We start from the raw sequence: 24,520 nt of genomic DNA, 5'->3' as shown, positions 1-24,520 counted from the left end.
CCTCGGACAGGCAGTTGCGCGGATGTCCCCCGAACCCAGCCATGAAGCGATTGACAACGATGTCACCCGGATCTGAAACTCGAGCGATGCACGACACCCTCTTCCTGTTCGGTGCCACAGGTGATCTGGCCCAGCGCTACCTGTTCCCTTCGCTGCTTCGCCTGCTTGGCGACGGCCTGCTGCCGGAGGATTTCCGCATCCGCGCGCTGGCCCTGTCCGGGCATGACACCGAAGCCTTCCATGACATCCTGCGGCCGCGACTGCAACAGGCCATGCCGATGGCCACGCAGGAAGACATCGGCGCCCTGCTGCGCCGCATCGACTACCGTTCGGTGGACCTGCGCGACGTCGACTCGGTGGCCGCCGCGGTCGCCGACCTGGTGCACCGCAAGTGCGTCAGCTACCTGGCCATTCCGCCGGGCCTATACATCTCCACCTGCGAAGGCCTGGCCAAGGGCGGCGCCCTCGCCGCACCGGCACGCCTGATGCTGGAAAAGCCGATCGGCAGCGACAGCGAGAGCGCCGAGGAAATCATCAGCACCATCGGCCAGTGGATCGACGAGGACCGCGTGTTCCGCCTCGACCATTACCTGGGCAAGGCAGCGGTGCAGAACCTGATCGCGCTGCGCTTCGGCAACACGCTGCTGGAAGCGGTGTGGAACCGCAACTACATCGAATCGGTGCACATCCTGGTGGCCGAAAGCGAAGGCGTGGATGGCCGCGATGCCTATTACGCCCGCTCCGGCGCGCTGCGCGACATGGTGCAGAGCCACATCCTCCAGCTGCTGTGCATGGTGGCGATGGAACCGCCGGCCTCGCTGGAAGCCGATCGCATCCGCGACGAGAAGGTCAAGGTGCTGCGCGCCCTGCGCCCGCTCGATGCCAAGCACGCCGCGCGTGACAGCATCCGTGGCCGCTACACCGCTGGCACCATCAATGGCCAGCCCGCGCAGGCCTACCAGCCACCGGAAGGCAGCGACGTGGAAACCTTCGCCGGTGTCACCGCGCACATCGACAACTGGCGCTGGAGCGGCGTGCCGTTCCACCTGGTCACCGGCAAGCGCCTGCCCGAACGCACCACCCGCGTGGTGGTCACGCTGAAGCCGGTCACCCACTGGCTGTTCGAACGCCCGCAGCGCGCGCAGGCCGCACCGAACCGCCTGGTGTTCCAGCTGCAGCCGCAGGAGAACATCGAACTGGGCTTGATGAGCAGCCTGGCCGGCCCGGAATGGGGCGCGCTGGAACTGCACCCGCTGGAACTGGAACTGTCGGTGCCGACCGGCCTGCACCGCCGCATCGCCTACGAACGCCTGTTCCTGGATGCCTTCAACGGCAACCACACGCTGTTCGTGCGCGACGACGAAGTGCGTGCCGCCTGGGCGTGGATCGACAGCGTCGCCGACGCCTGGAAGGACGCCAAGCTGCCGCTGGAGCCCTACCCCGCTGGCCAGTGGGGTCCGGCCAACGCGGGCGAGTTCCTGCCGCAGGGCGTGGATGCGCCGGACAGCGGAGCGTCGGCATGAGTGCCAGCTCGCAGCCGGTGCTGGTCGCCGACATCGGTGGCACCAACGCCCGCTTCGCCCTGGCCGACACCTCCCAGGACGCGCCACTGCAGAAGGACAGCATCCGTGAGTACGCGGTGGCGGAGTTCCCGTCGCTGGGTGATGCCGCGCGCCACCATCTGGAACAGATCGGCGCCACGGCCAGCCGCGGCGTGTTCGCAGTGGCCGGTCGCGTGGATGGTGACGAAGCACGCATCACCAACCATCCGTGGGTGATCTCGCGCAGCCGCACCGCCGCCATGCTCGGCTTCGACGAACTGCACCTGATCAATGACTTCGCCGCACAGGCGATGGCCATTTCACTGCTGCAGCCCGAGGACGTGGTCCAGGTCGGCGGTGCCGCCTGGGTCCCGGGCAAGCCGGGCCAGCCGCGCAACTACGCGGTGATCGGCCCCGGTACCGGCCTGGGTGTCGGTGGCCTGATCCTGCGTCACGGCCGCTGCTATCCGCTGGAAACAGAGGGCGGCCATGTCAGCTTCCCGCCGGGGACCCCGGAGGAGATCCGCATCCTGGAGATCCTGTCCGAGCAGTTCGGTCGCGTTTCCAACGAGCGCCTGATCTGCGGCCCCGGCCTGGTCAACATCCATCGTGCGGTATGCGAAATGGCCGGTATCGACCCGGGCCAGCTGCAGCCGGTGGACGTGACGGCCCGAGCACTGCATGGCGACCCGCAGGCGATGCGCACCGTCGACGTGTTCTGCGCTGTGTTCGGCGCGATCGCCGGTGACCTGGTGCTGACCCAGGGCGCCTGGGACGGCGTGTTCCTGACCGGCGGACTGACCCCGAAGATGCTCGATTCGCTGCAGCACTCCGGTTTCCGCCAGCGCTTCGAACATAAGGGCCGCTTCTCTTCGATCATGGCGCGCGTGCCATCGTTGGCGGTGATGCATCCCCACGCTGGATTGCTGGGCGCCGCCGCCTATGCCGCCGACGCCGAACGTGACGCACCAGGAGTTGCCGCATGAGCCCCACCACTTTCCACGACGACCGCATCGAGTTCATCCAGCACGGCGATGCCGATGGCTGGATCGAGGCGGTGGCCGCCGAGATGGCGCAGACCCTCAACCACGACATCAACGAAGTGGGCCGCGCCCGCATCCTGTTGTCTGGCGGCACCACGCCGGCACCGGTCTACCAGGCGCTGGCCGAACTGGACGTGCACTGGGACCGCGTGGAAGTGAGCCTGGCCGATGAGCGCTGGCTGTCGCCGCAGGATCGCGACAGCAACGCCTGGCTGGTGCGCGAACACCTGCTCAAGCGCGCCGAAGGTGCGCATTTCGATCCGCTGGTGCGCATCGGCAAGCCACTGCCCGAGTGCGTGTACACCGCCAACCTGCAGGCCCAGCACAGCCAGCCGCCGAGCCTGGTGGCACTGGGCATGGGCAACGACGGCCACACCGCCTCGCTGTTCCCGGGCTCGAAGGACCTGGCCCGTGCACTGGAAAGCACCCTGCCCTACGCGGCGCTGGATGCCACCGGCTGCCCAGGCGCGAACCAGTGGCCGCTGCGCATCACCCTGACCCCGCACGGCCTGCGCCAGTGCCGCCAGCGCCTGCTGCTGCTGCGCGGCAAGCAGAAGCTGCAGGTGCTGCGCCAGGCGCTGGACAGCAACGATGCCCAGCAGTACCCGATCCTCAATGCGATCAACCTGGACGGCGCGCGCCTGCGCGTCCACTGGGCTGATTGATGTCGGCGGCGGCGCCGTGCCGCCGCTTGCCTCTCGCCACCTCGAACGCCGGTAGCCAATGAGCCTCCATCCGCAACTGCAAGCCATCACTGAGCGCGTCATCCGCCGCAGCGCCGCTTCGCGCGCCGCTTACCTGGCCGCGATCGACGCCTCCCTGCGTGAGGGCCCGTTCCGCAGCCGCCTGAGCTGCGGCAACCTCGCCCACGGATTCGCCGCCTGCGGCGGCACCGACAAGAGCCGCCTGCGCGGCGGCGTGACGCCGAATCTCGGCATCATCACTGCCTACAACGACATGCTGTCGGCGCATCAGCCGTTCGAGACCTATCCCGAGCAGATCCGCGAGATCGCCCGCGAGCTGGGCGCCACCGCACAGGTGGCCGGCGGCGTGCCGGCGATGTGCGACGGCGTCACCCAGGGCCGCGGCGGCATGGAACTGTCACTGTTCTCGCGCGATGTGATCGCGCAGGCCACCGCGATCGGGCTCAGCCACGACATGTTCGACACCACCGTCTACCTCGGCGTGTGCGACAAGATCGTGCCGGGCCTGCTGATCGGTGCGCTGGCCTTCGGCCATCTGCCGGCGGTGTTCGTGCCGGCCGGCCCGATGACCCCGGGTATCCCGAACAAGCAGAAAGCCGAAGTGCGCGAGCGCTACGCTGCCGGCGAAGCCACCCGCGAGGAACTGCTGGAAGCGGAGTCCGCGTCGTACCACGGCGCCGGCACCTGCACCTTCTACGGAACCGCCAATTCCAACCAGGTACTGCTGGAAGCAATGGGCGTGCAGCTGCCGGGCGCATCGTTCGTCAATCCGGGTACGCCGCTGCGCGATGCCCTCACCCGCGAAGCCACCGAGCGAGCGCTCGACATCACCGCACTCGGCGACGACTTCCGCCCGTTGGGCCGGATCATCGACGAGCGCGCGATCATCAACGCGGTCATCGCGCTGATGGCTACCGGCGGTTCGACCAACCACACCATCCACTGGATCGCGGTGGCGCGTGCGGCCGGCATCGTGCTGACCTGGGACGACTTCGACGAACTGTCGCAGCTGGTTCCGCTGCTGGCCCGCGTCTATCCGAACGGCGACGCCGACGTGAATCGTTTCGCGGCCGCCGGCGGCCCGGCCTTCGTGTTCGGCGAGCTGATCAGGGCCGGCCTGATGCATGGCGACCTGGTCAGCGTCGCTCGTGGCGGCATGGCCGATTACGCGCGCGAACCGCAGCTGCGCGACGGCCAGCTGGTCTACCTGCCCGGCCTGGAACGCAGCGCCGATGACGAGGTGGTGCGCGGCGTCGACAATCCGTTCGAGCACCAGGGCGGCCTGCGCCTGCTGCGCGGCAACCTGGGCAAGTCGCTGATCAAGCTGTCGGCGGTGAAGCCGCAATTCCGCACGATCGAAGCACCGGCGGTGGTCGTCGATGCACCGCAGGTGCTGAACAAGCTGCACGCCGGTGGGCTGCTGCCCGATCATTTCGTGGCGGTGGTGCGTTACCAGGGCCCGCGCGCGAACGGCATGCCGGAACTGCATTCGCTGGCGCCGCTGCTGGGCCTGCTGCAAAACCAGGGCCGGCGCGTGGCGCTGGTCACCGACGGTCGCCTGTCCGGTGCCTCGGGCAAGATTCCGGCAGCGATCCATGTGACGCCGGAAGCGGCGCGCGGCGGTCCGCTGGCCAAGGTCCGCGAGGGTGACATGATCCGCCTTGATGGCGAGGCCGGTACGCTGGAAGTGCTGGTGGACGCGGCCGAATGGGCCGCACGCCCGCTGGCGCCGAACACCGCGCCTGCCGCGCATGACCTGGGCCGCAACCTGTTCGCGATCAACCGTCGCGTGGTTGGCCCGGCCGACCAGGGTGCGATTTCGATTTCGTGCGGGCCTGCGGCAGCCGATGGCGGGCCGTGGGAGTACGACGCGGAGTATGAGCTGGGGCACGATGCCGCTGCGGCGGCGGCGCCGCATGAGGCGAAGGACGCCTGAGGGTTGAAGAGCGTTACGGGCTTGTTGCGGCGGTGAGTCTGCTGGCGGCGGCGGAGGGCAGGCCGTCGCCAGGACACGCCGTAAATGCATCCCTGTAGGCTCGGTCGCGCCATCCATGGCGCGAACGGTCCTGACGACGGCCTGCCCTCCGCCGTATCACACTCTCCGGCGCATCAACGCCGCGAAGTGATCACTGAAAAGCACAACAAGAGCGAAAGCAAAGGCAGAAGCAGAGCTATGGGTATCGAACAACATCAGGTGAAGGCGGCGGAGCTGTTGCGTGCGGCGGGCATCCTGCCGGTGGTGACGATTCATACGCTGGACCAGGCGCGTGCGGTCAGTGCGGCGCTGCTGGAAGGTGGCCTGCCGGCCATCGAGCTGACGCTGCGTACGCCGGTGGCGATGGAAGCGCTGTCGATGCTCAAGCGCGAGCTGCCGGATGTGGTGGTGGGCGCGGGCACGGTGCTGACCGTGGAGCAGATGCAGCAGTCCATCGATGCGGGTGCGGACTTCCTGGTGACTCCGGGTACGCCGCCGGCGCTGGCCGATGCGCTGGCCGCCGCCCCGCTGCCGGTGGTGCCGGGCGCGGCCACGCCGACCGAGCTGCTGTCGCTGTATGCGCGCGGCTTCCGCGTCTGCAAGCTGTTCCCGGCCACGGCCGTGGGTGGCCTGGCGATGATCAAGGGATTGGCCGGCCCGATCGCCGACCTCAAGCTGTGCCCGACCGGCGGCATCACCGAAAACACCGCCGCCGAGTACCTCGAGCAGAAGAACGTGGTCTGCATCGGCGGTTCGTGGATGGTGCCGGGCAACTGGATCGCCAACGGCGAATGGGACAAGGTGCGCGCCAGCGCCGCCGACGCCGCCAAGATCATCAAGCGCGTGCGCGGCCACTGAGCCGATGCAGGTGTAGAGCCGAGCCCATGCCCGGCTCCGCGACACGGGGTCAGAGCCCTTTCCCGCAGGGAAAGGGATCCGATCCCAGGCTATGAGCGCGCACAGCGCGCGACCCGCTCCTGCTCTTCCTTCTTCATTCCGCGGTGGACGCACGGAACCTGTCCGTGGCCCTGCGGAGGGATTGCGCAGGGGCGTAAGCGCCATGGATGGCGCGCCCGAGCCTCCAGGGATGGATTCACGGCGTCCCCTGCGCAATCCCTCCGCAGGGCCAACCCCACGAATCCTGCCGCACACCGCGGGGGGCTCAGCCGTTGGCCGAACCCCTTACAGCGGCCGCGCCGGATCCACCAGTCCGTACTGGCTGGCCATGCGTGCCAGCGCGATGTTGTCGTGGATCCCCATCTTCTCGAACAGCCGCGCCTTGTGCGTGTTCACCGTCTTCGCGCTCAGGCTCAGGCGCCGGGCGATGTCCTCCTGGCGCAGGCCCTGGGTCAGCAGCAACGCCACTTCCAGCTCGCGCGGCGACAGGCTGTCGAACGGCGAACCGTTGCCTTCCACCGTCGACAAGGCCAGGTTCTGCGCGATGCTGGTGCCCAGGTAGCGCCGGCCCATGGCCACGTCGCGCACCGCGCGCAGCAGCTCCTGTGCATCACAGCCCTTGCCGATGTAGCCGGCAGCCCCCGCTTCCAGCAACCGCTTCGGCAGCGGCCCGTCTTCCAGCACCGACACGATCACCACGCGGGTGTTGCGGTGACTGCGGACGATGCGCTCGGTCACTTCCATGCCGCTCACGCCGGGCAGGTGCAGGTCGCACAGCACCACGTCCGGCAGCAGCTGGCGGACGTCGCGCAGCGCATCTTCGCCGGTCTCGGCTTCGCCCACCACCTCGATGTCGGTCTCCCCCGACAGGATCATCTTCATCCCCGTGCGGACCAGTGCGTGGTCATCCACCAGGTAGACTCGAATCGTCATTCACGTACCTCTTCGAATGCGGCCATTGCAGGTCAAGCTAGGCAGGGCGCCGGTCCCCCTGCAAGCGCGTTCGAGATGCGACGCAGGCATTCTGCCTTGCGCATCACAGTACCGCGCATTGTGCTTGCCCCCTGTCTTGCAGAACCTGCTGCAACGAAACAACTGAACTATTACGTAGACGCCCCGGAGGGGTCATCCACGTCAATCCCCCTGTGATGATGCTTCGCTGGCCGTCGCTGGCGGCGAATCATGACGTCGCCAAGGATGCCGGCGACTGAACATGACCAGATAGCACCCTACCACCCAAACCAGCGCGGCACACCATCCGGCCAGGATGTCGGAGGGATAATGCACGCCCAGATAGACCCGTGAGACGCTGACCAGCAGGCTGAACGAGGGCGCCAGCAGCAGCACCGGCCAGCGCCAGCGGGTGTTCCAGGCCAGCAGGACCAGGGTCACGGCCAGGGTCATCGAACCCATCGCGTGACCGCTGGGAAAGCTGAACGTCGACTCCGGCGCGATCGACTCCCACAGGCTGGGGCGCTGGCGCTGGAAGAACTGCTTGCTGCCCATGTTCAGCAACGCCGAGCCGACGAAGCTGACCGCCACGAACGTGGCCTCGCGCCAACGCCGGTAGCCCAGCAGCACGCCAATGATCAGCACATCGGCCGGAATCAGGAACCATTCGTAGCCCAGTTTGGAAATGAGCACGAAGAAGCGGTCCAACAGGGGCGAATGCAGGCCATGCATCTGCCACAGCAGCGGCGCATCGAAATGGAACGATTCAAACTCGTGCACCTCGTCGGCCAGGGCGACGAAACCGGCCAACGGCAGCAGCACGCCACCGAACAGCAGCACCAGGCGCCAGGCATTGAGGGCCATCCAGTGGCGGAAACCGGAAGCGGACTCCGGCGCAGCGAGGATCGCGGGCTTATCCGGCGCTTCGGACATATTTGTGTTCGACGTAATCGTCGATCAGGGCGACGAACTCCTGGGCGATGTTCTCGCCACGCAGGGTCACCTTCTTCTCGCCATCGACGAACACGGGCGCAGCCGGGGTTTCGCCGGTGCCCGGCAACGAAATACCGATGTTGGCGTGCCGCGACTCACCCGGCCCGTTGACGATGCAGCCCATCACCGCCAGCGTCATGTTTTCCGCACCCGGGTGGTGGATCTTCCACAGCGGCATCTTCTCGCGCACGTGGTTCTGCACCACCTTGGCCAGTTCCTGGAAGAACTCGGAGGTAGTGCGGCCGCACCCCGGACAGGCCGTGACCAGCGGCGTGAAGGCGCGCTGGCCGGTGGTCTGCAGCAGTTCCTGGGCGACGATCACTTCCTGCGTGCGCGACTGGCCCGGTTCCGGGGTCAGCGAGATGCGGATGGTGTCACCGATGCCTTCCTGCAGCAGCACGCTCAGTGCTGCCGACGAGGCAACGATGCCCTTGCTGCCGATACCGGCCTCGGTCAGGCCCAGGTGCAGGGCAAAGTCGGAACGCTGGGCCAGGTCACGGTACACCGCGATCAGCTCCTGCACGCCACTGACCTTGGCCGACAGCACGATACGATCACGCGGCAGGCCGAGCTCCACCGCCTGCTCGGCCGAATCCAGCGCCGAGCGGATCAGCGCCTCGCGCAGCACGCGACCGGCATCCCAGGGCTGCTCGCGCAGGTTGTTCTCGTCCATCAGCTTCGCTGCCAGGGCCTGGTCCAGTGAACCCCAGTTGGCACCGATGCGCACCGGCTTGTTGTAGCGGATCGCGAACTCGATCAACTGGGCGAACTGCAGGTCCTTCTTCTTGCCGAAACCGACGTTGCCCGGGTTGATGCGGTACTTGGCCAGCGCCTCGGCACACGCCGGTTCGGCGGTCAGCAGCTGGTGGCCGTTGTAATGGAAGTCGCCGATCAGCGGCACGTCGATGCCCATCATCGCCAGCTTGTCGACGATGCGCGGGATCGCTGCAGCGGCTTCCACGGTGTTGACGGTCAAGCGCACCATTTCCGAACCGGCCCGCCACAGCTCGGCCACCTGCTTCACGCTGGAGGCCACGTCGGACGTGTCGGTGTTGGTCATCGACTGCACCACCACCGGCTTGCCTCCGCCTACGGTGACCCCGCCGATCTGCACGGCATGGGTCTGGCGGCGCGGCCAGGAGGTGGCATCGGAGGGAGGAGTCGGGCGGGTGACGGCGTCGTGCATGGGCGCATTCTACCGCCCGCCCCCGCATTCCGGGTGACTCGCATTCAGCCGGCGGCACGGCTGCGGCCGATTGTCGCAGGCACACCCGCCCGTGAACGCATACGATGAGCGTGAATGACCGGTCCCGACGCCCCGTTTCTCCGTACCCTGTGCAGCCTGCGCTGGCTTGCCGTAGGCGGCCAGGCCGCCACCATCCTGGTTGCCACCTGGGTGCTGGGCCTGCCGTTGCCGCAGCTGCCGCTATGGGCCGGCGTGGCGGTGCTGGCCCTGTTCAACATCTATACCCAGTTGCGTCCGGAAGCGGCCGACACCGCGCCGCTGACCGCGTTCGGCCACATTCTGGTGGACGTGATCATCCTGACCTGGATGGTCGGATGGAGCGGCGGCATGGCCAACCCGTTCAGCTCACTGTTCCTGATCCTGATCGCGCTGGCCGCGTTCGCCCTGCCCCTGCGCTGGGCGCTGGCGGTCGCGCTGGCCTGCCTGCTCGGCTATGCCGCCAGCGGCATCTTCGGGCAGCCACTGCCGGACGGCTATTTCCGCGCGCGGGACCTCAACCGCTGGGGCGTGGTCGCCAACTTCCTGATTTCCGCCGCGGTCGTACTGGCCTTCTCCACCCGGCTGGCGCTTGCCCTGCGCGAGCGCGAACTGGAACTGTCGGCACTGCGCGAGCGCTTCGCCCGCAACGAGGGCATCGTCGCGCTGGCTACCCATGCCGCCTCGGTGGCGCATGAACTGAACACACCGCTGGCGACCATGACCCTGCTGGCCGACGATGTGGCCGAGCGCAGCGAAGAGCCGGAGGTGCGCGAGGACATGGAAACCCTGCGCGAGCTGCTGGTGCAGTGCCGCGAGCGTGTGCTGGCGCTGGCCGCACCGGCCTCGGCCGACGCCCCGGGGCGCAGCCACTCCAGCGCCCAGCAGGTACTGGAGCAATGGCGATTGGTGCGGCCGACCATCGACCTGCATCGCAATGACGATGCACCGTTGCGGCTGCCACTGGACCCAGGCGTGGGACATCTGCTGATGGTCCTGCTCAACAATGCCGCCGATGCCGGCGAACAGGCCGGCCGGCCGCGCGTGGACCTGGACCTGCGCATCGAAGGCGACGACCTGATCGGCGAAGTCCGCGACTACGGCCACGGCTTCGACGCCCGTGCCGCGGTGCTGCCGGGCAGGCTGTTCGGCAGCAGCAAGAGCGAGGGCATGGGCGTCGGCCTGGCCCTGTCCCATGCCACCATCGAACGCCTCGACGGCGAGATGTGGATGCGCCCGGCCCAAGGGGCCGGCAGCCGCGTCGGCTTCCGCCTGCCGCTGGCCCCACGCGAGGACACCCCATGAGCCTTCACCACTCCACCCTGGGCCTGCTGGTCGACGACGACGAGCTGTACCTGCGCACCCTGCAACGCAGCCTGGCCCGCAAGGGGCTTGAAACGCAGACCGCACAGGATGCCGCCAGCGCACTGGCACTGGCCCGGCAGCATCCGCCGGCCTTCGCGCTGATCGACCTGAAACTGGGCAGCGATTCCGGCCTGGCCCTGATCCAGCCGTTGCGCGCGCTGCGCGCGGACATGCGCATCCTGCTGGTGACCGGATACGCCAGCATCGCCACCGCAGTGGAGGCGATCAAGCTCGGGGCCGACGACTACCTGCCCAAGCCGGCCACCGTGCCGATGATCCTGCGCGCACTGGGCGAAGAGGATGACGGCCCGGCAGACGATAGTGAAATGGAAGTACCCGATGCGATGACGCCGATCAGCCGCCTGCAGTGGGAACACATCCAGCAGGCGATGCACGAGACCGGCGGCAATGTCTCGGCGGCGGCGCGCCTGCTCGGCATGCACCGACGTTCGCTGCAACGCAAGCTGGCCAAGCGGCCGAGCCCGGAGCGCGACCCGAGCCGGTGACGCGGTAGTGCCGGCCGCTGGCCGGCACCATAACCTCAGCCCTTCAGCTGCGCCAGGATCTCACGGGTCATCGGATCGGCAATCGCCACATCCTCGCCCTGCAGCGCCGGCAGCAGACCACTGGCCAGCTGCTTGCCCAGCTCGACACCGAACTGGTCGAACGCGTTGATGTTCCAGATCACCGACTGCACGTACACGGCGTGTTCGTACATGGCGATCAGCGCACCCAGCGCCTGCGGGGTCAGCGCGTCGAGCAGGATCAGCGTGCTCGGGCGGCCGCCGGGGTAATCACGGTGCGGATCATCGCTGCTCTGGCCATTGGCCAGCGCCTCGGTCTGCGCCAGCAGGTTGGCCAGCAACGCCTGGTGATTGACGGTGTAGGGATCGTCGTTGTGCACGCAGCCGATGAAGTCGGCCGGAACGATGCTGGTGCCCTGGTGCAGCGCCTGGAAGAAACTGTGCTGCACGTCGGTGCCCGCCCCGCCCCACCACACCGGCACGGTGTCGGTGGTGACCGGCTGGCCATCGCGCTGCACGCGCTTGCCCAGGCTCTCCATCACCAGCTGCTGCAGGTAGGCCGGCAGCAGCGCCAGGCGCTGGTCGTAGGTCATCACCGCGTGCGTGGCATCGCCCAGCAGGTTGCGGTTCCAGATGTCGGTCAGGCCATGCAGTACCGGCAGGTTGCGCTCCAGCGGCGCATCCAGCGCGTGCGCATCCATCTGCGCCGCGCCTTCCAGCAGTTGTTCAAAACGCTCGAAGCCGATCGCCAGCGCGATCGGGAAACCGACCGCCGACCACAACGAATAACGACCGCCGACCCAGTCCCACATCGGCAGTACGCGATCGGCGGCAATCGCGAAGGCCTTGCCGGCGCGTTCCGGATTGGCACTGACCGCGTACAGGCGCTCGCTGCCGCCCAGCCAATCGTGCAGGATCTGGCCGTTGAGCAGGGTTTCCTGGGTACCGAAGGTCTTGGAGATCAGGATACCGGCCGTCTTCGTCGGATCCAGCGTGGCCAGCGTGCGCTGCATGGCGGCGCCGTCCACGTTGGACACGAAATGCACGCGCAGGCGTGCACCGGTGACCGGACGCAGCGCATCGGCGACCAGGCGCGGGCCGAGGTCGGAACCGCCGATGCCGACGCTGACCACATCGGTCACGCCACTGTCTTCCAGCGCGCGCACCAGCACGCCCATGCGCTGGCGGATTTCGCGCGCGGTTGCATAGGCCTCGGCCGCCACCGGTGCGTCCACCACGTCGCCACGCAGCGCGGTATGCAGCGCGGCGCGGCCTTCGGTCAGATTGACCTGCTCGCCGCGGAACAGGCGCATGATCGCACCGCCGACGTCACGCTCGGCAGCCAGCGCCAGCAACGCCTGCAACGCCGCGGCATCGTATTTCTGCCGGGCGAAATTGACATACAACGGACCGACCCGCAGCGCCAGGCCCTGGACGCGGCCGGGTTCGGCGGCGAGCAGGCTGGGAATGCTTGCGCCCTTCAGGCGCTGGGCGTGGGAATGCAGCGAGTCGAATCCGTTGTTCGTTGTCATGCGGCCTGGGTCGGGATCGTGTCGTTGGTGTGGGTGATCTGGTTGTTGCCATCAACGTACACCAGCTTCGGCTTGAAGCTGTCAGCTTCCTGCTCGGTCATGCTGGCGAACGCGGCGATGATGATGATGTCACCGACCTGCACGTGGCGCGCGGCGCCACCGTTGAGCGAGACAACACCGCTGCCGGCTTCGGCGCGGATGGCGTAGGTCGAGAATCGCGCACCGTTGGTCACGTCCCAGATGTGCACCTGCTCGAACTCGCGGATGCCGGTGGCAGCCAGCAGGTTGTCATCGATGGCGATCGAGCCTTCGTAGTTCAGCTCGGAATGGGTGACGGTGGCGCGGTGGATCTTGGTCTTGAGCAGGGACAGGTGCATGGGGGCGCTGCAACGGCAAAGGAAAGAGCGGATTCTAGCACCCGCTTGGCCGTCATCAGGGGGCTGCAGCAGGACGCTGAAGGCCGTTCAGGCGCGTGCGCCCGGCAGCACCGGCGGCGCTGGGCCAGCCGTACCTGCCAACGACAGGCGGAACACCGCATGGAACGCCCAGCCGGCCACCGCACCAAAACCGCCTGCGGCCAGCACTGACAGGCCGTAGCTGATCACGTCGAAAGTGTCGACGTAGCGCAGGCGCTGCAGCAGCGGGCCGCCGTCGTCACCCGGCCAGGTGCAGGCCGCCATGGCCAGCCCGCCCAGGCCGAACCCCACACGGACGAAACCGACCCGGCGCAGGCGCTGCTGAGACTGCAGGATCAGCGCCATCGGCAACAGCACGGCAATGGCATTGCAGACCGCCAGTACGAACATCAGCCCGCCACCGATCAGGGCCGGTACCGGCGTACGCCCGAGGTCCAATGCGAACAGCAGGCCGCCGAACAGCTGCGCCGGCAGCATGCCGGCGGCCAGCACGGCGAGGACCGACGCCTGGGCAAGGCGGGCGGCGTCAGTGGCGGAGGGCACCATGTCCAGTCTCCCGTCCGTGGGATGGTGAGAGGCGCCGCATGCGGGCGCCCCGGAGCCGCATGCGGCTCAGAACTCCAGGTTGTCGATCAGGCGGGTGGTGCCCAGGCGCGCGGCAATCAGCGCCACGCGGCCACCGCCGTCGAAGGTCGGCTCGGCCAGTTCCGGCGTGCGCAGCACGGCATAGTCGACCTGGAAACCAGCGGCCTGCAGCGCAGCGGTGGCATCGGCCTCGATGCGCTCGCGCGCCTGCCCGGCGACGTAGCCCTCGCGCATGCCCAGCAGGGTGCGGTGGATGGTGGTCGCGACCGGGCGCTGTTCGGCGCTCAGGTACTGGTTGCGCGAACTCTTGGCCAGGCCATCGTCGTCCCGCACGATCTCCGCACCGACGATCTGGATCGGGAACGACAGCTCGGCCACCATCTGCTTGATCACGGCAAGCTGCTGGTAGTCCTTGCGGCCGAATACGGCCACGTCCGGCTGCACCTGCAGGAACAGGCGCGCCACCACCGTGCACACGCCATCGAAGTGACCCGGACGGCTGGCGCCTTCCAGCACTTCACTGACACCCGGCGCGTGCATGCGCGTGGTCCTGTCCACGCCCAGCGGATACATCGCCTCCACGCTGGGCAGCCACACGGCATCGCAGCCGACCTGCTCCAGCCCGGCCACGTCGGCCCCGGGCGTGCGCGGGTAGCGGCTGAAATCCTCGTTGGGGCCGAACTGGGTGGGGTTGACGAATATGCTCGCCACCACCTTGTCGGCGTACTGGCGGGCCAGGGTCACCAGCGAATGGTGACCCCCATGCAGGTTGCCCATGGTCGGCACCAGCGCCACGCGCAGGCCCTCGCGCTTCCACTGGGCGATCTGCTCGCGCAGTGCGCCGAGTTCGTTGAAGGTCTGGATCATTGGGCGTAGGCGTGCTGTTCGTCGGGGAAGCTGCCGTCGCGCACCGCGTCGGCATAGGCGCGGGTGGCACCGGCCACCGAACCGCCTTCGGCAAGGAAATCCTTGACGAACTTGGGACGGCGATGCCCGCTGTCCAGGCCCAGGAAATCATGCAGCACCAGCACCTGGCCATCGCACTGCGGGCCGGCACCGATGCCGATGGTCGGCACATCGACCGCGGCGGTCACTTCGGCGGCGACCGGGGTCGGCACGCATTCGAGCACCATGATGCTGGCGCCGGCGGCGGCCACGGCCCTGGCGTCCTCCACCAGCTGGCGCGCGGCATCGCCACGGCCCTGGATCTTGAAGCCCCCCAGGCGCAGCACCGATTGCGGGGTCAGGCCCAGATGCGCGCAGACAGGAATCTCGCGCTCGACCAGGTAGCGGATGATGTCGACCTTGAAGCCGGCACCTTCGATCTTGACCATCTCGGCACCGGCCTGCAGCAGCTGCAGCGAGGCATCCAGCGCGCGCTCCGGGGTGGCATCGGCGCCGAACGGCAGGTCGGCCACCAGCAGCGCACGCTGCAGCACGCGGGCCACGGCGCGGGTGTGGTAGACCATGTCGGCCACTGTCACCGGCAGGGTCGAATCATGGCCCTGCACCACCATGCCCAGCGAATCGCCGATCAGGATCAGGTCGACGCCGTTGGCATCGAAGGTGCGGGCGAAGCCGGCGTCGTAGGCGGTCAACATGACCAGCTTCTGGCCATTGCGCTTGGCCTCGGCCAGGGCGGGAACGGTCCAGGGCTTGCTGTCTGCGTGGGTGCTCATGTGCTGATAACCGGGGGAGATAACCCGGGCATTATCACCCTATCGGCGCGATCCCGCAGGCATCGACCCGCATCACTGCATCCTGCACGCGTCCATGGCCAGGAATTGTCAGTTCCGGCGCGATTTCAGCCAGCGGCACCAGCACGAAGGCACGCTCGTGCAGGTACGGATGCGGCACCCGCAGCCCGGGCTGGTCAAGTTCCTGCGTGCCATACAGCAACAGGTCCAGGTCCAGCGCGCGCGGGCCCCAGTGCACCGCCGGATCGCGCACGCGGCCGAAGCGCTGCTCCAACGCCAGCATGGCCTGCAACAGCTCATCGGCCTGCAATGTGGTTTCGACCGATGCCACCGCGTTGACGAACGGCGGCTGGTCTTCATTGCCCCAGGCCGGCGTGGCATACAGGCGCGACGCCTGGTGCAGACGGGTCGAAGGCAGGCCGTCGAGCGCGGCAATCGCCGCGCCGACGGTGGCGGCCGCGTCGCCGAGGTTGGCGCCGAGGCCGATCCAGGCAAGGGTCATTGCTTACTCGCCCGCTGCACCGGCCGGGGCACCCGGGCGACGGCGGCGGCGGCGGCGCTTGCGCGGCGCCCCGCTCTCGTCTTCGCCATCTTCGCCGTGCATCGCATCCAGCGACGACTCCAGCTCGCGACCGGACTGTGCCTGCGCTTCGCGCCAGAACTCGACATCGGCGGCGTGTTCGGACGAGGCCACCTGGCGCAGGCTGAGGAAATCGAACGCGGCGCGGAAGCGCGGATGGGTCAGGGTGCGGAACACGCGCTTGCGCTGGCGCGAACTGAAGCGCGACTGCAGCAGCCAGATTTCCTGCATCGGCAGCGAGAAGCGGCGCGGCAGCGCGATGGTGCTGAGCTGCTGCACGGTGACGCGGTCGGCGGCGCGGCGCTGCGCTTCTTCCGGTGCCACGCCCTGCTTGAGCAGGGTCGCCTGAGCACGGCAGAACGCCGGCCACAGCAGCAGCGCGAACAGGAACGCCGGCGAGACCGGTTCGTCGTTGGCCACCCGCGCATCGGTATTGGCCAGGCCCTCGACCAGCATGCGGCGCAACGCGCCGGTGCGGTTGGCCTTCAGCGCCCTGGCACTTTCCGGGAACAGGACGTCGAGCAGGCCGTAGCGCTCCAGGCCTTCGAAGCTGGCCACACCGTGCCCGGACAGGAACAGCTTGAGCACTTCCTCGAACAGGCGTGCCGGCGCAGCTTCGTTGAGCAGGCCGGCCAGATGCGGGATCGGCGCGGCGGTGCCCTCTTCGATCTGGAAGCCAAGCTTGGCCGCCAGGCGCACCGCACGCAGCATGCGCACCGGATCCTCGCGGTAACGCTGCTCGGGATCACCGATCAGCTTCATCAGGCGCGCCTGCACGTCCTCGAAGCCACCGGTGTAGTCGCGCACCGAGAAGTCCTCGATGGCGTAGTACAGGGCGTTGCAGGTGAAGTCGCGGCGGATGGCGTCGTCTTCGATGGTGCCGTACACATTGTCGCGCACGAGCATGCCGTTTTCCATCTCGCGGTCGCCGCTGCCGTCATCGCTGTTGGCACGGAAGGTGGCGACTTCGATGACCTCGCGGCCGAAGACAACGTGGGCGAGGCGGAACCGGCGGCCGATCAGGCGGCAGTTGCGGAACAGCTGCTTGACCTGCTCGGGCGTGGCGTCGGTGGCCACGTCGAAATCCTTGGGTTGGCCATTGACCAGCAGATCACGCACCGCGCCGCCGACAAGGTAGGCGCCGAAGCCGGCATCGCGCAGGCGATAAAGCACGCGCAGGGCGTTAGGGCTGATGTCCTTGCGGGAGATCGTGTGCTGGTCGCGCGGGATGACGCGCAGGCTGAACGGTGATGTAGCAGAGGAAATGATGTTGGCGCTTCCGGTTGAAGTTTCGGGATTGCCCAATGGCATCGAGGTGCATATACTAGCGCTCCTGCCTCGGCAGCGACACAGTTACGCTCCCTTCGTCTAGTGGTTAGGACGTGGCCCTCTCAAGGCTAAAACAGGGGTTCGAGTCCCCTAGGGAGCGCCAGTCGCCGCAGCAGGAACCGAAAAAGCCCGCCTTGTGCGGGCTTTTCTGTTTTCCGGGGTTTGCATTGGCATCGGTCGGCCTGGTCGCAGCAGCGCCTTCCTGTTCCTGCGTGGGAGGGGGCGGGCCACCCTGGCCTGGGCACGCAAAAGCCCATCCATGGTGCTCCATGGCGCCATCCTTGGCGCCGTAAGCCCCCTTGGATGGGCTTGCGACGTGTCCTGGATCGGCTGGCCCGCCGCCTCCCCACGAAGAAAGGAGGCGCAGACACACAGGCCGGCCGTCAGCCTTCCATCTGCTCCAGCTCCTTGCCCTTGGTCTCGCGTACGTAGCGCACCACGAAGAAGATCGAGAGGATCGCCGCGACCGTGTAGATGCCATAGGCGCCCGCGAGGCCGATGCCGGCCAGCAGCATCGGGAAGGTCACGGTGATCGCGAAGTTCGAGGTCCATTGCGCGGCACCCGCCACCGCCAGCGCCGGGCCACGGATCTGGTTGGGGAACATCTCGCCCAGCATGACCCACATCACCGGGCCCCAGGACATGTTGAAGAACACCACGTAGACGTTGGCCGCGACCAGCGCCAACCGCCCCATGCCATCGGACAGCTGCAGGCGGCCGTCGGCCAGGCTGCCACTGGCAAAGGCGACCACCATCAGCACCAGCGCCACCGACATGCCGACTGAGCCGACCCACAGCAGCGGCTTGCGCCCGATGCGATCGATCAACAGTACGGTCAGCAGGCAGGCGCCGATGCTCAGCGCGCCGGACAGCACATTGATCAGCAGCGCGTCGCCTTCAGAGAAGCCCACCGCCTGCCACAGCACCGCGCCGTAGTAGAACACCACGTTGATGCCGACCAGCTGCTGGAACATGGCCAGGCCGATGCCCACCCACAGGATCGGGCGCAGCCTGCCGCTGACCGTGTCGCGCAGATCACTGAAGCGCGGCTTGTGCTGGTCCCGGGCCAGGCTGGCTTCGATCTCGGCCTGCTTGGCCGTCGCTGCGGCCTCGCCGTACAGCCGCACCAGCACCGCCCTCGCCTGCCCCTGCCGTCCCTTCAACACCAGGAAACGCGGGCTTTCCGGGATCACCAGCAACAAGAGCAGGAACAGCGCCGACGGCAGCGCCTGCATCCAGAACATCCAGCGCCAGGCCTCATGGCCCAGCCATAGCGGCTCGGTAGACGCCCCGGCGGCACGGGCCAGCAGGTAATTGCTGAGGAAGGCGGCGAACAGGCCGCAGATGATCGCCATCTGCTGCACTGTGGCCAGCCGGCCGCGATACCGCGCCGAGGCAACTTCGGCGATGTAGGCCGGCGACATCACACTGGCCGCACCCACCGCGAAGCCGCCGAGCACGCGTGCGGCGATGAACAGCCACGAGGCGTGAGCGGCGCCGGCGCCCAGCGCCGAGACCAGGAACATCAATGCCGAAGCGATCAGCACACCGCGACGGCCCAGGCGATCGCCCAGCCAGCCGGCGAGGAAGGCACCGATCGCGCAGCCCAGCAGCATCGACGCGACTTCAAAACCGAGCGCTGCCTCGCTGGAGTTGAACGCCTGGCGCAGGCCATCGACCGTGCCATTGATGACACCACTGTCGAAGCCGAACAGGAATCCACCAAGGGTGGCCACACAGCTGACCAGAACAATGAACACCGTGTTTTCACCGCCGCGAGAGACGGTACCGGGCTGGGCTTGGGACATGGATGATCCTGCTGGGAAGGGAGCCCGGCCATCAGGACCGGTTACCCCGCAGCGTCGCACAGGCCCTGCCGTGCCGCCAATGACGGCACGGCCGCGCCTGCCAGACGCCCGATTTCCGCCCCGCACCGACACCGGGGGCCAACCTGTTCTAGAATTGGCGGGTTCAGGAATCGATCCACCCCCAGCCCATGCCCTTTGTCGTCACCGAAAACTGCATCAAGTGCAAACACACCGATTGCGTGGAAGTGTGCCCCGTGGATTGCTTCCACGAAGGCCCGAACTTCCTGGTGATCGACCCGGATGAGTGCATCGACTGCACCCTCTGCGAGCCGGAGTGCCCGGTCAATGCGATCTTCCCGGAGGACGATGTGCCCGCCGGCCAGGAAGGCTTCGTCGCCCTCAATGCCGAGCTGGCGAAGGAATGGCCGGTGCTGACCGTGCGCAAGGACCCACCCGCCGACGCCGGCGAATGGGACGGCAAGCCGGACAAGCTGAAGCTGCTGGAGCGCTGAGAAGCGCCTGGAGTGGCAACGGAAAAGGGCGCCATCGGCGCCCTTTCCTGTTTTCGGCAGGTGCCAACCTTGGTTGGCACAGAAGCGCCGACCAAGGTCGGCCTCTACCCGACCGGCCCTTACTGGGCCAGCTTCGCCTTCAGCGCGGCGATCAGCTTCACCGGCGCTTCGGCGGTGGCCGGCAGGCCACGCGGGTCGACCGCGGAGATGTAGGCACCGGCATCAACAGCGACCACGCGAACCAGGAAGTTGCTGCCTTCGTAGGCCACATCGTACGAGCCCAGCAGCTGAGCACGACTGGCGATGGTCACGCCCGCGATGCCTTCCAGCGCGGTACCCACCTTGGCAAAGGCTTCATCCTTGCCACCGGCAATGGTGAAACCGGTGTTGCCCGCCGCCGGCGCTGCGGCAACCGGGGCTGCCGGCTTGGTGGCCGAAGCCAGTGTCGGCACCTTGTTGTCGGTGGTGGCGTTGGGCAGGTTCAGGTCCGGCGGCACTTCCAGCGGACGCATTTCCGGGGCCAGAGCGTAGTCGCCCTTGACGCCGCGCTTGAAGCAGCCGGTGGTACCGGCGGCGACGGCCACGGCAAGCAGGGCGCAGGACAGCACGCGGACGGTGGAAACGGATTGACGCATGTGAATCTCCTGGGTCAGACCAAGACGGAAGGTCAGTGGCTGGAAAGGGCTTCGAGGGCGGCGATGTCGCCGGCAAGATGGTCGGCCGCCGGATGATGTGCCGCCGACAGCGGCAGCAGCGGCAGGCGCAGGTCATGACCGATGCCGATGCGGCGCAGCAGCGCCTTGACCGGGATCGGGTTGGGTTCGACGCCACAGAAATCATGGAACGGATGCAGGCGCGCATCCCACGACTCGGTGGCTTCGTGGTCCTGCGCGGCGGCCAGTTCGCACATCCGGCGATAGGCGCCTGGAAGAACGTTGGAACCGACCGAGATCAGGCCATCGATACCGGCCCGGATCGAACGCGCGGCGGTGCCGTCGTCACCACTGAGCACCGCGAACTGCGGGCTGCGCAGCGCCAGCAGTGCCTGCACCCGGCCGGTGTCGCCCACCGCTTCCTTGATGCCGACTATGTTGGGATGGCTGGCCAGCTCGGCCACGGTCTCCGGCTGCATGTCGCAGCCGGTGCGGCCGGGCACGTTGTACAGCACGACCGGCAGCCCGCCCTGGTCGGCAACCGCGCGGTAGTGCGCGATCAGGCCGGCCTGGGTCGGCCGCACGTACGGCGGAGTGACCACCAACGCGTGGCTGGCGCCAAGGACAGCGGCACGACGGGTCTGTTCGATGGTCTTGGCAGTACCGGACAGGCCGGTGCCGGCCATGACCGGAATGCGGCCGCCGATGCGTTCGACCGCGCTGGCCAGCAGCAGGTCGTACTCGGCATCGGTCAGGGTCGCCGCTTCGCCGGTCGAGCCAGCCACGACAACGCCATGGACGCCACCCTCCAGTTGCAGGTGCAGCAGGCGCTGCCAACCATCGGGATCGAGGGCGCCGTCGGCCCGGAACGGGGTCGCCAGCGCGGTGATGAGGCCGGAAAGGGACAAGGACGTGCTGCTCTTGGCTGGGAAGGGAAACGCCCGCCACGAAAGGCTGGGGGGCGACCTGAATGTTACTTGCGGCGCGAAAGCACGGGCAAGTATGCTGGACACCGGTGGATCCCCGCCTCTGGCGGGCATTCAGACTAACGCATGCATTACCCGGAATCGCCTTGACCGACACCACCCCGCGCCCCGCGCCGAGCGAAAACCACCTCCTGATCAACGCCTATACGACGCATCCGGAGTCCCCCCTGCTGTCCGTCACCCGCCGCATCGCCGACAGCGGTTGCAACCTGGTGGACGCACGCCTGGCCACGGTCGGCCGCGATGTCTCGGTCACCGCCCTGGCCACCGGCTCCTGGGACTCGGTGGCCAAGCTCGAGGCGATGCTGACCCGGCTGGAACGCGAGGAAGGCCTGAAGCTGGTCTGGTACCGCACTGCCGCCAAGCAGGCGCAGTCCAACCTGCTGCCGTACATCGTTGAAGTGATCGCCGCCGACAAGCCGGGCATCCTGTTCCAGCTGGCCGATTTCTTCGACCGCCAGGGCATCACCATCGAGAACCTGCAGAGCACGCGCTACCGCGCCATGCAGACCGGTGCGGAGATGTTCAGTGCACAGGTCACCATCGGCGTGCCGGCCAACATGCACATCGCCGCGCTGCGCGACGATTTCCTTGAGTTCTGCGACCACCTGAACCTGGACGCGATCATGGACCCGATGAAGTTCTGAATGAATTACTGATTTTTCGCGCGCCTCTCACGGGCGCGTGGCGTTTCATGCAATTGTCTTGGAAAGAACCCAGGCTCGACAGAAGGACCTCATGAACAACGGCGATACCCTGGACAGCACCACCCTTTCCCTGCCACTGGCGCTGTCCGGTGGCGACCAGGCCACTCTCGGCGACTACGCCGGCCACTGGCTGGTGCTGTACTTCTACCCCAAGGACAGCACCCCGGGCTGCACCACCGAGGGCATCGACTTCAACGCGCTGCTGCCGAAGTTCAAGAAGGCCGGCGCGGTCGTGCTGGGCGTCTCGCGCGATTCGGTGAAGTCGCACGACAACTTCTGCGCCAAGCAGGGCTTCAGCTTCCCGCTGGTCAGCGATGGCGACGAAGCGCTGTGCACCGCCTTCGACGTGATCAAGATGAAGAACATGTACGGCAAGCAGGTACGTGGCATCGAACGCAGCACCTTCCTGATTTCCCCCGACAGCCGCATCGTGCAGTCCTGGCGCAAGGTCAAGGTCGCCGGCCATGCCGATGCCGTTCTCGCCGAACTGAAGGCCTCCCAGTCCAAGTGAGTCCCACTGCCTACTGTGTCTGCCATCACCCTGCCCCGCAGCAGGCCGTGGTGGTTTTTCCCTGTCCGTAACCAGGAATCGACGATGACCCGAGGCAAGCGCATCTACGTGCTGGATACCAACGTGCTGATGCACGATCCCACCGCGCTGTTCAAATTCGAGGAGCACGACGTTTACCTGCCCATGCAGGTGATCGAGGAGCTGGACAACGGCAAGAAGGGCACCTCCGAAGCGAGCCGCAACGCCCGCCAGGTGAGCCGCTTCCTCAACGAGCTGGTGCAGGCCTCCGGCCTGGACAACCTTGCCGACGGCATTCCGCTGCAGCGCCCCAATGGGCTGCAGCTGCGCGGCAAGCAGAGCGCCGGCAAGCTGCGCTTCCAGACCAGCCATTTCGACGCCGGCAAGAGCTTCGGCAAGGTGATCCCGGACAACGCCATCCTTGGCGCGATCCTGGCGCTGAAGGAAGAAACCCCGGACCTGCCGGTGGTGTTCGTTTCCAAGGACATCAACCTGCGGATCAAGGCCGCCATCGCCGGCATCGTGTCCGAGGACTACGAGAACGACCGCGCGCTGGACGATTTCAGCCTGCTCTACACCGGTGCCACCGAGCTGCCGGAAGACTTCTGGAAGCGCCACGGCGATGACCTGCGCAGCTGGAGCGACAAGGGCCGCAGCCATTACGAGATCCAGGCGCAGGACGGTGAGGAGTGGTACCCGAACCAGTACGTGTACCTGCCCGGCGAAGATGAAGTCGAGCTGCGCGTCAGCCGTGTGGTCGGCGACGGCAAGGTGGTGCTGTCGCTGGTTGATGATTTCCGTCATGGCAGCCACGCCGTGTGGGGCATCAGTGCACGCAACCGCGAGCAGAACTTCGCGCTCAACGCGCTGATGGATCCGGAGATCGACTTCGTGACCCTGCTGGGTACCGCCGGTACCGGCAAGACCCTGCTGGCGCTGGCCGCCGGCCTGGCGCAGACGATGGACCAGCAGCGCTACCGCGAAATCATCATGACCCGCGCCACGGTCAGCGTCGGCGAGGACATCGGTTTCCTGCCCGGCACCGAAGAAGAGAAGATGACGCCGTGGATGGGCGCATTGACCGACAACCTGGAGGTGCTCACGCACAATCAGGAAGGCGGCACGTGGGGGCGCCAGGCTACCAACGACCTGCTTGCCAGCCGCATCAAGATCCGTTCGATGAACTTCATGCGTGGCCGCACGTTCCTGTCGCGCTACCTGATCCTGGACGAGGCACAGAACCTCACCCCGAAGCAGATGAAGACGCTGATCACCCGTGCCGGCCCAGGCACCAAGATCGTGTGCCTGGGCAACGTCGAGCAGATCGACACTCCCTACCTGACCGAGACCACCTCGGGCCTGACCTACGCGGTGGATCGCTTCAAGAACTGGCCGCATAGTGCGCACATCACCCTGCGCCGTGGCGAACGCTCGCGCCTGGCCGATTACGCTTCGGAGGTGTTGTGAACCGCTGCACCCGCCTGCTGCTGCCCACGGCTGCGATCGCGCTCGCAGCCGCCCTGGGTGCCTGCACCACCACGCGCGGCCCGGCCAGCGTGCCGACCGCCGAGCGTACCGGCCAGTCCTGGGTGGTCACCCGCCCGATCATCGCCGCGCAGGTGCTCGACACCTGCTCGCGACCCAGCCCCGGCCGCGAGGCCGGGCGGGTCAGCGGCTACTGGGCGCCCAGCCGGCAGCAGGTCGACCAGCTGGAAGCGAAACTGTCTTCGCTGGAAGCCCAGGTGCCGAAGGTGCTCGACTTTGACCGCCAGTACGTCGGTATCGAAAGCGCCGGCCAGCGGCTGATCTACATCAACGCCTTCCATCTACCCGACGACAGCGGCATCAATCCAGCACGGGAAGCGATCCGCGTCTGCGATGGCGGCACGCAGTTCTGGGGCGCGGTGTTCGACCCGGCCAGCAACACCTTCAGCGAGCTGCAGTTCAACGGCGGCTTCGGCGGGCCCTGAG

Annotated in this window: 25 protein-coding genes and 1 tRNA gene; 13 read left to right on the top strand and 13 right to left on the bottom strand. The window is 67.3% G+C overall.

Going from position 1 to position 24,520, the window contains the following annotated elements:
• The first annotated feature begins 86 nt into the window (after window positions 1-86).
• The 5 genes from zwf (at window position 87) to B9Y82_RS06240 (ending at window position 6,121) form a co-directional block, all read left to right on the top strand.
• A complete protein-coding gene (gene zwf, locus B9Y82_RS06260) occupies window positions 87-1,523 on the top strand; it encodes a glucose-6-phosphate dehydrogenase (protein ID WP_049423530.1) in 1,437 nt (478 codons plus the stop codon).
• On the top strand, window positions 1,520-2,527 hold the full coding sequence (gene glk / locus B9Y82_RS06255) for a glucokinase (protein WP_100471960.1): 1,008 nt from the start codon (window positions 1,520-1,522) through the stop codon (window positions 2,525-2,527). The genes zwf and glk overlap by 4 nt, the downstream gene beginning before the upstream one ends.
• Entirely contained in the window at window positions 2,524-3,249 is a 726-nt protein-coding gene (gene pgl / locus B9Y82_RS06250) for a 6-phosphogluconolactonase (protein ID WP_100471959.1), read from the top strand. Before glk ends, pgl begins: the two co-directional genes overlap by 4 nt.
• 58 nt (window positions 3,250-3,307) lie before the next feature.
• The gene (gene edd / locus B9Y82_RS06245; RefSeq protein WP_100471958.1) at window positions 3,308-5,224 is read left to right on the top strand and encodes a phosphogluconate dehydratase; all 1,917 of its coding nucleotides are present in this window, start codon (window positions 3,308-3,310) and stop codon (window positions 5,222-5,224) included.
• Window positions 5,225-5,461: 237 nt separating this feature from the next.
• Complete coding sequence (locus B9Y82_RS06240) at window positions 5,462-6,121, top strand: bifunctional 4-hydroxy-2-oxoglutarate aldolase/2-dehydro-3-deoxy-phosphogluconate aldolase (protein ID WP_100471957.1); 660 nt, start codon at window positions 5,462-5,464, stop codon at window positions 6,119-6,121.
• Between the two features lie 324 nt (window positions 6,122-6,445).
• Here the strand turns inward: B9Y82_RS06240 and B9Y82_RS06235 are convergent, their stop codons facing one another.
• The 3 genes from B9Y82_RS06235 to ispG form a co-directional block, all read right to left on the bottom strand.
• Complete coding sequence (locus B9Y82_RS06235; RefSeq protein WP_005416124.1) at window positions 6,446-7,093, bottom strand: response regulator; 648 nt, start codon at window positions 7,091-7,093, stop codon at window positions 6,446-6,448.
• A 201-nt stretch (window positions 7,094-7,294) separates the two neighbouring features.
• Window positions 7,295-8,044 carry a phosphatase PAP2 family protein gene (locus B9Y82_RS06230; protein WP_100471956.1) on the bottom strand — a complete coding sequence of 250 codons (750 nt, stop codon included), beginning with the start codon at window positions 8,042-8,044 and terminating at the stop codon, window positions 7,295-7,297.
• The gene (gene ispG / locus B9Y82_RS06225; RefSeq protein WP_087922229.1) at window positions 8,025-9,290 is read right to left on the bottom strand and encodes a flavodoxin-dependent (E)-4-hydroxy-3-methylbut-2-enyl-diphosphate synthase; all 1,266 of its coding nucleotides are present in this window, start codon (window positions 9,288-9,290) and stop codon (window positions 8,025-8,027) included. Before ispG ends, B9Y82_RS06230 begins: the two co-directional genes overlap by 20 nt.
• A 114-nt stretch (window positions 9,291-9,404) precedes the next feature.
• On the opposite strand from ispG, the gene B9Y82_RS06220 reads away from it, so the two are divergent.
• Window positions 9,405-10,631, top strand: a complete 1,227-nt coding sequence (locus tag B9Y82_RS06220) for an ATP-binding protein (RefSeq protein WP_100471955.1) — start codon at window positions 9,405-9,407, stop codon at window positions 10,629-10,631.
• Window positions 10,628-11,197 (top strand): response regulator transcription factor, encoded by a 570-nt coding sequence (locus B9Y82_RS06215; RefSeq protein ID WP_100471954.1) that lies wholly within the window; start codon window positions 10,628-10,630, stop codon window positions 11,195-11,197. Before B9Y82_RS06220 ends, B9Y82_RS06215 begins: the two co-directional genes overlap by 4 nt.
• Before the next feature lie 35 nt (window positions 11,198-11,232).
• Here the strand turns inward: B9Y82_RS06215 and pgi are convergent, their stop codons facing one another.
• From pgi to pcnB, 7 genes are all read right to left on the bottom strand, one after another.
• Window positions 11,233-12,747 carry a glucose-6-phosphate isomerase gene (pgi, locus tag B9Y82_RS06210; protein WP_100471953.1) on the bottom strand — a complete coding sequence of 505 codons (1,515 nt, stop codon included), beginning with the start codon at window positions 12,745-12,747 and terminating at the stop codon, window positions 11,233-11,235.
• Window positions 12,744-13,124 (bottom strand): aspartate 1-decarboxylase, encoded by a 381-nt coding sequence (gene panD / locus B9Y82_RS06205; RefSeq protein ID WP_006432456.1) that lies wholly within the window; start codon window positions 13,122-13,124, stop codon window positions 12,744-12,746. Before panD ends, pgi begins: the two co-directional genes overlap by 4 nt.
• Before the next feature lie 87 nt (window positions 13,125-13,211).
• A complete protein-coding gene (locus B9Y82_RS06200; RefSeq protein ID WP_100471952.1) occupies window positions 13,212-13,709 on the bottom strand; it encodes a hypothetical protein in 498 nt (165 codons plus the stop codon).
• Between the two features lie 66 nt (window positions 13,710-13,775).
• Complete coding sequence (panC, locus tag B9Y82_RS06195; protein WP_100471951.1) at window positions 13,776-14,615, bottom strand: pantoate--beta-alanine ligase; 840 nt, start codon at window positions 14,613-14,615, stop codon at window positions 13,776-13,778.
• Entirely contained in the window at window positions 14,612-15,427 is an 816-nt protein-coding gene (gene panB / locus B9Y82_RS06190; RefSeq protein ID WP_004153072.1) for a 3-methyl-2-oxobutanoate hydroxymethyltransferase, read from the bottom strand. Before panB ends, panC begins: the two co-directional genes overlap by 4 nt.
• 34 nt (window positions 15,428-15,461) lie before the next feature.
• Window positions 15,462-15,947, bottom strand: coding sequence for a 2-amino-4-hydroxy-6-hydroxymethyldihydropteridine diphosphokinase (folK, locus tag B9Y82_RS06185; RefSeq protein WP_100471950.1), 486 nt, complete (start codon window positions 15,945-15,947; stop codon window positions 15,462-15,464).
• Between the two features lie 3 nt (window positions 15,948-15,950).
• A complete protein-coding gene (gene pcnB, locus B9Y82_RS06180; protein WP_100471949.1) occupies window positions 15,951-17,330 on the bottom strand; it encodes a polynucleotide adenylyltransferase PcnB in 1,380 nt (459 codons plus the stop codon).
• 52 nt (window positions 17,331-17,382) lie between these two features.
• Between pcnB and B9Y82_RS06175 the strand changes: the two genes are divergently transcribed.
• A tRNA-Glu gene (locus B9Y82_RS06175) sits at window positions 17,383-17,457 on the top strand.
• Between the two features lie 280 nt (window positions 17,458-17,737).
• Here B9Y82_RS06175 and B9Y82_RS06170 read toward each other — a convergent pair.
• Complete coding sequence (locus B9Y82_RS06170; RefSeq protein WP_100471948.1) at window positions 17,738-19,162, bottom strand: sugar porter family MFS transporter; 1,425 nt, start codon at window positions 19,160-19,162, stop codon at window positions 17,738-17,740.
• A gap of 188 nt (window positions 19,163-19,350) precedes the next feature.
• Between B9Y82_RS06170 and fdxA the strand changes: the two genes are divergently transcribed.
• Window positions 19,351-19,674 (top strand): ferredoxin FdxA, encoded by a 324-nt coding sequence (gene fdxA, locus B9Y82_RS06165; protein WP_005409054.1) that lies wholly within the window; start codon window positions 19,351-19,353, stop codon window positions 19,672-19,674.
• Window positions 19,675-19,793: 119 nt separating this feature from the next.
• Here the strand turns inward: fdxA and B9Y82_RS06160 are convergent, their stop codons facing one another.
• Window positions 19,794-20,309 (bottom strand): hypothetical protein, encoded by a 516-nt coding sequence (locus tag B9Y82_RS06160; protein WP_100471947.1) that lies wholly within the window; start codon window positions 20,307-20,309, stop codon window positions 19,794-19,796.
• A 32-nt stretch (window positions 20,310-20,341) separates the two neighbouring features.
• Entirely contained in the window at window positions 20,342-21,235 is an 894-nt protein-coding gene (gene dapA / locus B9Y82_RS06155; RefSeq protein ID WP_100471946.1) for a 4-hydroxy-tetrahydrodipicolinate synthase, read from the bottom strand.
• 164 nt (window positions 21,236-21,399) lie between these two features.
• On the opposite strand from dapA, the gene B9Y82_RS06150 reads away from it, so the two are divergent.
• The 4 genes from B9Y82_RS06150 to B9Y82_RS06135 all read left to right on the top strand — a co-directional run bounded on the left by B9Y82_RS06150 (window position 21,400) and on the right by B9Y82_RS06135 (window position 24,519).
• Entirely contained in the window at window positions 21,400-21,960 is a 561-nt protein-coding gene (locus B9Y82_RS06150; RefSeq protein WP_005409051.1) for a glycine cleavage system protein R, read from the top strand.
• Window positions 21,961-22,051: 91 nt separating this feature from the next.
• On the top strand, window positions 22,052-22,531 hold the full coding sequence (locus B9Y82_RS06145) for a peroxiredoxin (protein ID WP_100471945.1): 480 nt from the start codon (window positions 22,052-22,054) through the stop codon (window positions 22,529-22,531).
• Window positions 22,532-22,615: 84 nt separating this feature from the next.
• Window positions 22,616-24,016: a PhoH family protein gene (locus B9Y82_RS06140; RefSeq protein WP_005416112.1), complete on the top strand. Its 1,401-nt coding sequence runs from the start codon at window positions 22,616-22,618 to the stop codon at window positions 24,014-24,016.
• Window positions 24,013-24,519, top strand: a complete 507-nt coding sequence (locus B9Y82_RS06135; protein WP_075674768.1) for a hypothetical protein — start codon at window positions 24,013-24,015, stop codon at window positions 24,517-24,519. The genes B9Y82_RS06140 and B9Y82_RS06135 overlap by 4 nt, the downstream gene beginning before the upstream one ends.
• The last annotated feature ends 1 nt before the right edge of the window (window position 24,520 follow it).

This window comes from Stenotrophomonas maltophilia, assembly GCF_002799155.1.
Taxonomy (GTDB): domain Bacteria; phylum Pseudomonadota; class Gammaproteobacteria; order Xanthomonadales; family Xanthomonadaceae; genus Stenotrophomonas; species Stenotrophomonas maltophilia_R.
Note: the sequence above shows the minus strand (reverse complement) of the source record. Positions and strands in the feature narration are given on the sequence as shown.

Bases quoted from the DNA above. Each gene is read 5' to 3' on its own strand.
- zwf (WP_049423530.1), top strand. From the start codon at position 87: ATGCACGACACCCTCTTCCTGTTCGGTGCCACAGGTGATCTGGCCCAG.
- glk (WP_100471960.1), top strand. From the start codon at position 1,520: ATGAGTGCCAGCTCGCAGCCGGTGCTGGTCGCCGACATCGGTGGCACC.
- pgl (WP_100471959.1), top strand. From the start codon at position 2,524: ATGAGCCCCACCACTTTCCACGACGACCGCATCGAGTTCATCCAGCAC.
- edd (WP_100471958.1), top strand. From the start codon at position 3,308: ATGAGCCTCCATCCGCAACTGCAAGCCATCACTGAGCGCGTCATCCGC.
- B9Y82_RS06240 (WP_100471957.1), top strand. From the start codon at position 5,462: ATGGGTATCGAACAACATCAGGTGAAGGCGGCGGAGCTGTTGCGTGCG.
- B9Y82_RS06235 (WP_005416124.1), bottom strand. From the start codon at position 7,093: ATGACGATTCGAGTCTACCTGGTGGATGACCACGCACTGGTCCGCACG.
- B9Y82_RS06230 (WP_100471956.1), bottom strand. From the start codon at position 8,044: ATGTCCGAAGCGCCGGATAAGCCCGCGATCCTCGCTGCGCCGGAGTCC.
- ispG (WP_087922229.1), bottom strand. From the start codon at position 9,290: ATGCACGACGCCGTCACCCGCCCGACTCCTCCCTCCGATGCCACCTCC.
- B9Y82_RS06220 (WP_100471955.1), top strand. From the start codon at position 9,405: ATGACCGGTCCCGACGCCCCGTTTCTCCGTACCCTGTGCAGCCTGCGC.
- B9Y82_RS06215 (WP_100471954.1), top strand. From the start codon at position 10,628: ATGAGCCTTCACCACTCCACCCTGGGCCTGCTGGTCGACGACGACGAG.
- pgi (WP_100471953.1), bottom strand. From the start codon at position 12,747: ATGACAACGAACAACGGATTCGACTCGCTGCATTCCCACGCCCAGCGC.
- panD (WP_006432456.1), bottom strand. From the start codon at position 13,124: ATGCACCTGTCCCTGCTCAAGACCAAGATCCACCGCGCCACCGTCACC.
- B9Y82_RS06200 (WP_100471952.1), bottom strand. From the start codon at position 13,709: ATGGTGCCCTCCGCCACTGACGCCGCCCGCCTTGCCCAGGCGTCGGTC.
- panC (WP_100471951.1), bottom strand. From the start codon at position 14,615: ATGATCCAGACCTTCAACGAACTCGGCGCACTGCGCGAGCAGATCGCC.
- panB (WP_004153072.1), bottom strand. From the start codon at position 15,427: ATGAGCACCCACGCAGACAGCAAGCCCTGGACCGTTCCCGCCCTGGCC.
- folK (WP_100471950.1), bottom strand. From the start codon at position 15,947: ATGACCCTTGCCTGGATCGGCCTCGGCGCCAACCTCGGCGACGCGGCC.
- B9Y82_RS06170 (WP_100471948.1), bottom strand. From the start codon at position 19,162: ATGTCCCAAGCCCAGCCCGGTACCGTCTCTCGCGGCGGTGAAAACACG.
- fdxA (WP_005409054.1), top strand. From the start codon at position 19,351: ATGCCCTTTGTCGTCACCGAAAACTGCATCAAGTGCAAACACACCGAT.
- B9Y82_RS06160 (WP_100471947.1), bottom strand. From the start codon at position 20,309: ATGCGTCAATCCGTTTCCACCGTCCGCGTGCTGTCCTGCGCCCTGCTT.
- B9Y82_RS06145 (WP_100471945.1), top strand. From the start codon at position 22,052: ATGAACAACGGCGATACCCTGGACAGCACCACCCTTTCCCTGCCACTG.
- B9Y82_RS06140 (WP_005416112.1), top strand. From the start codon at position 22,616: ATGACCCGAGGCAAGCGCATCTACGTGCTGGATACCAACGTGCTGATG.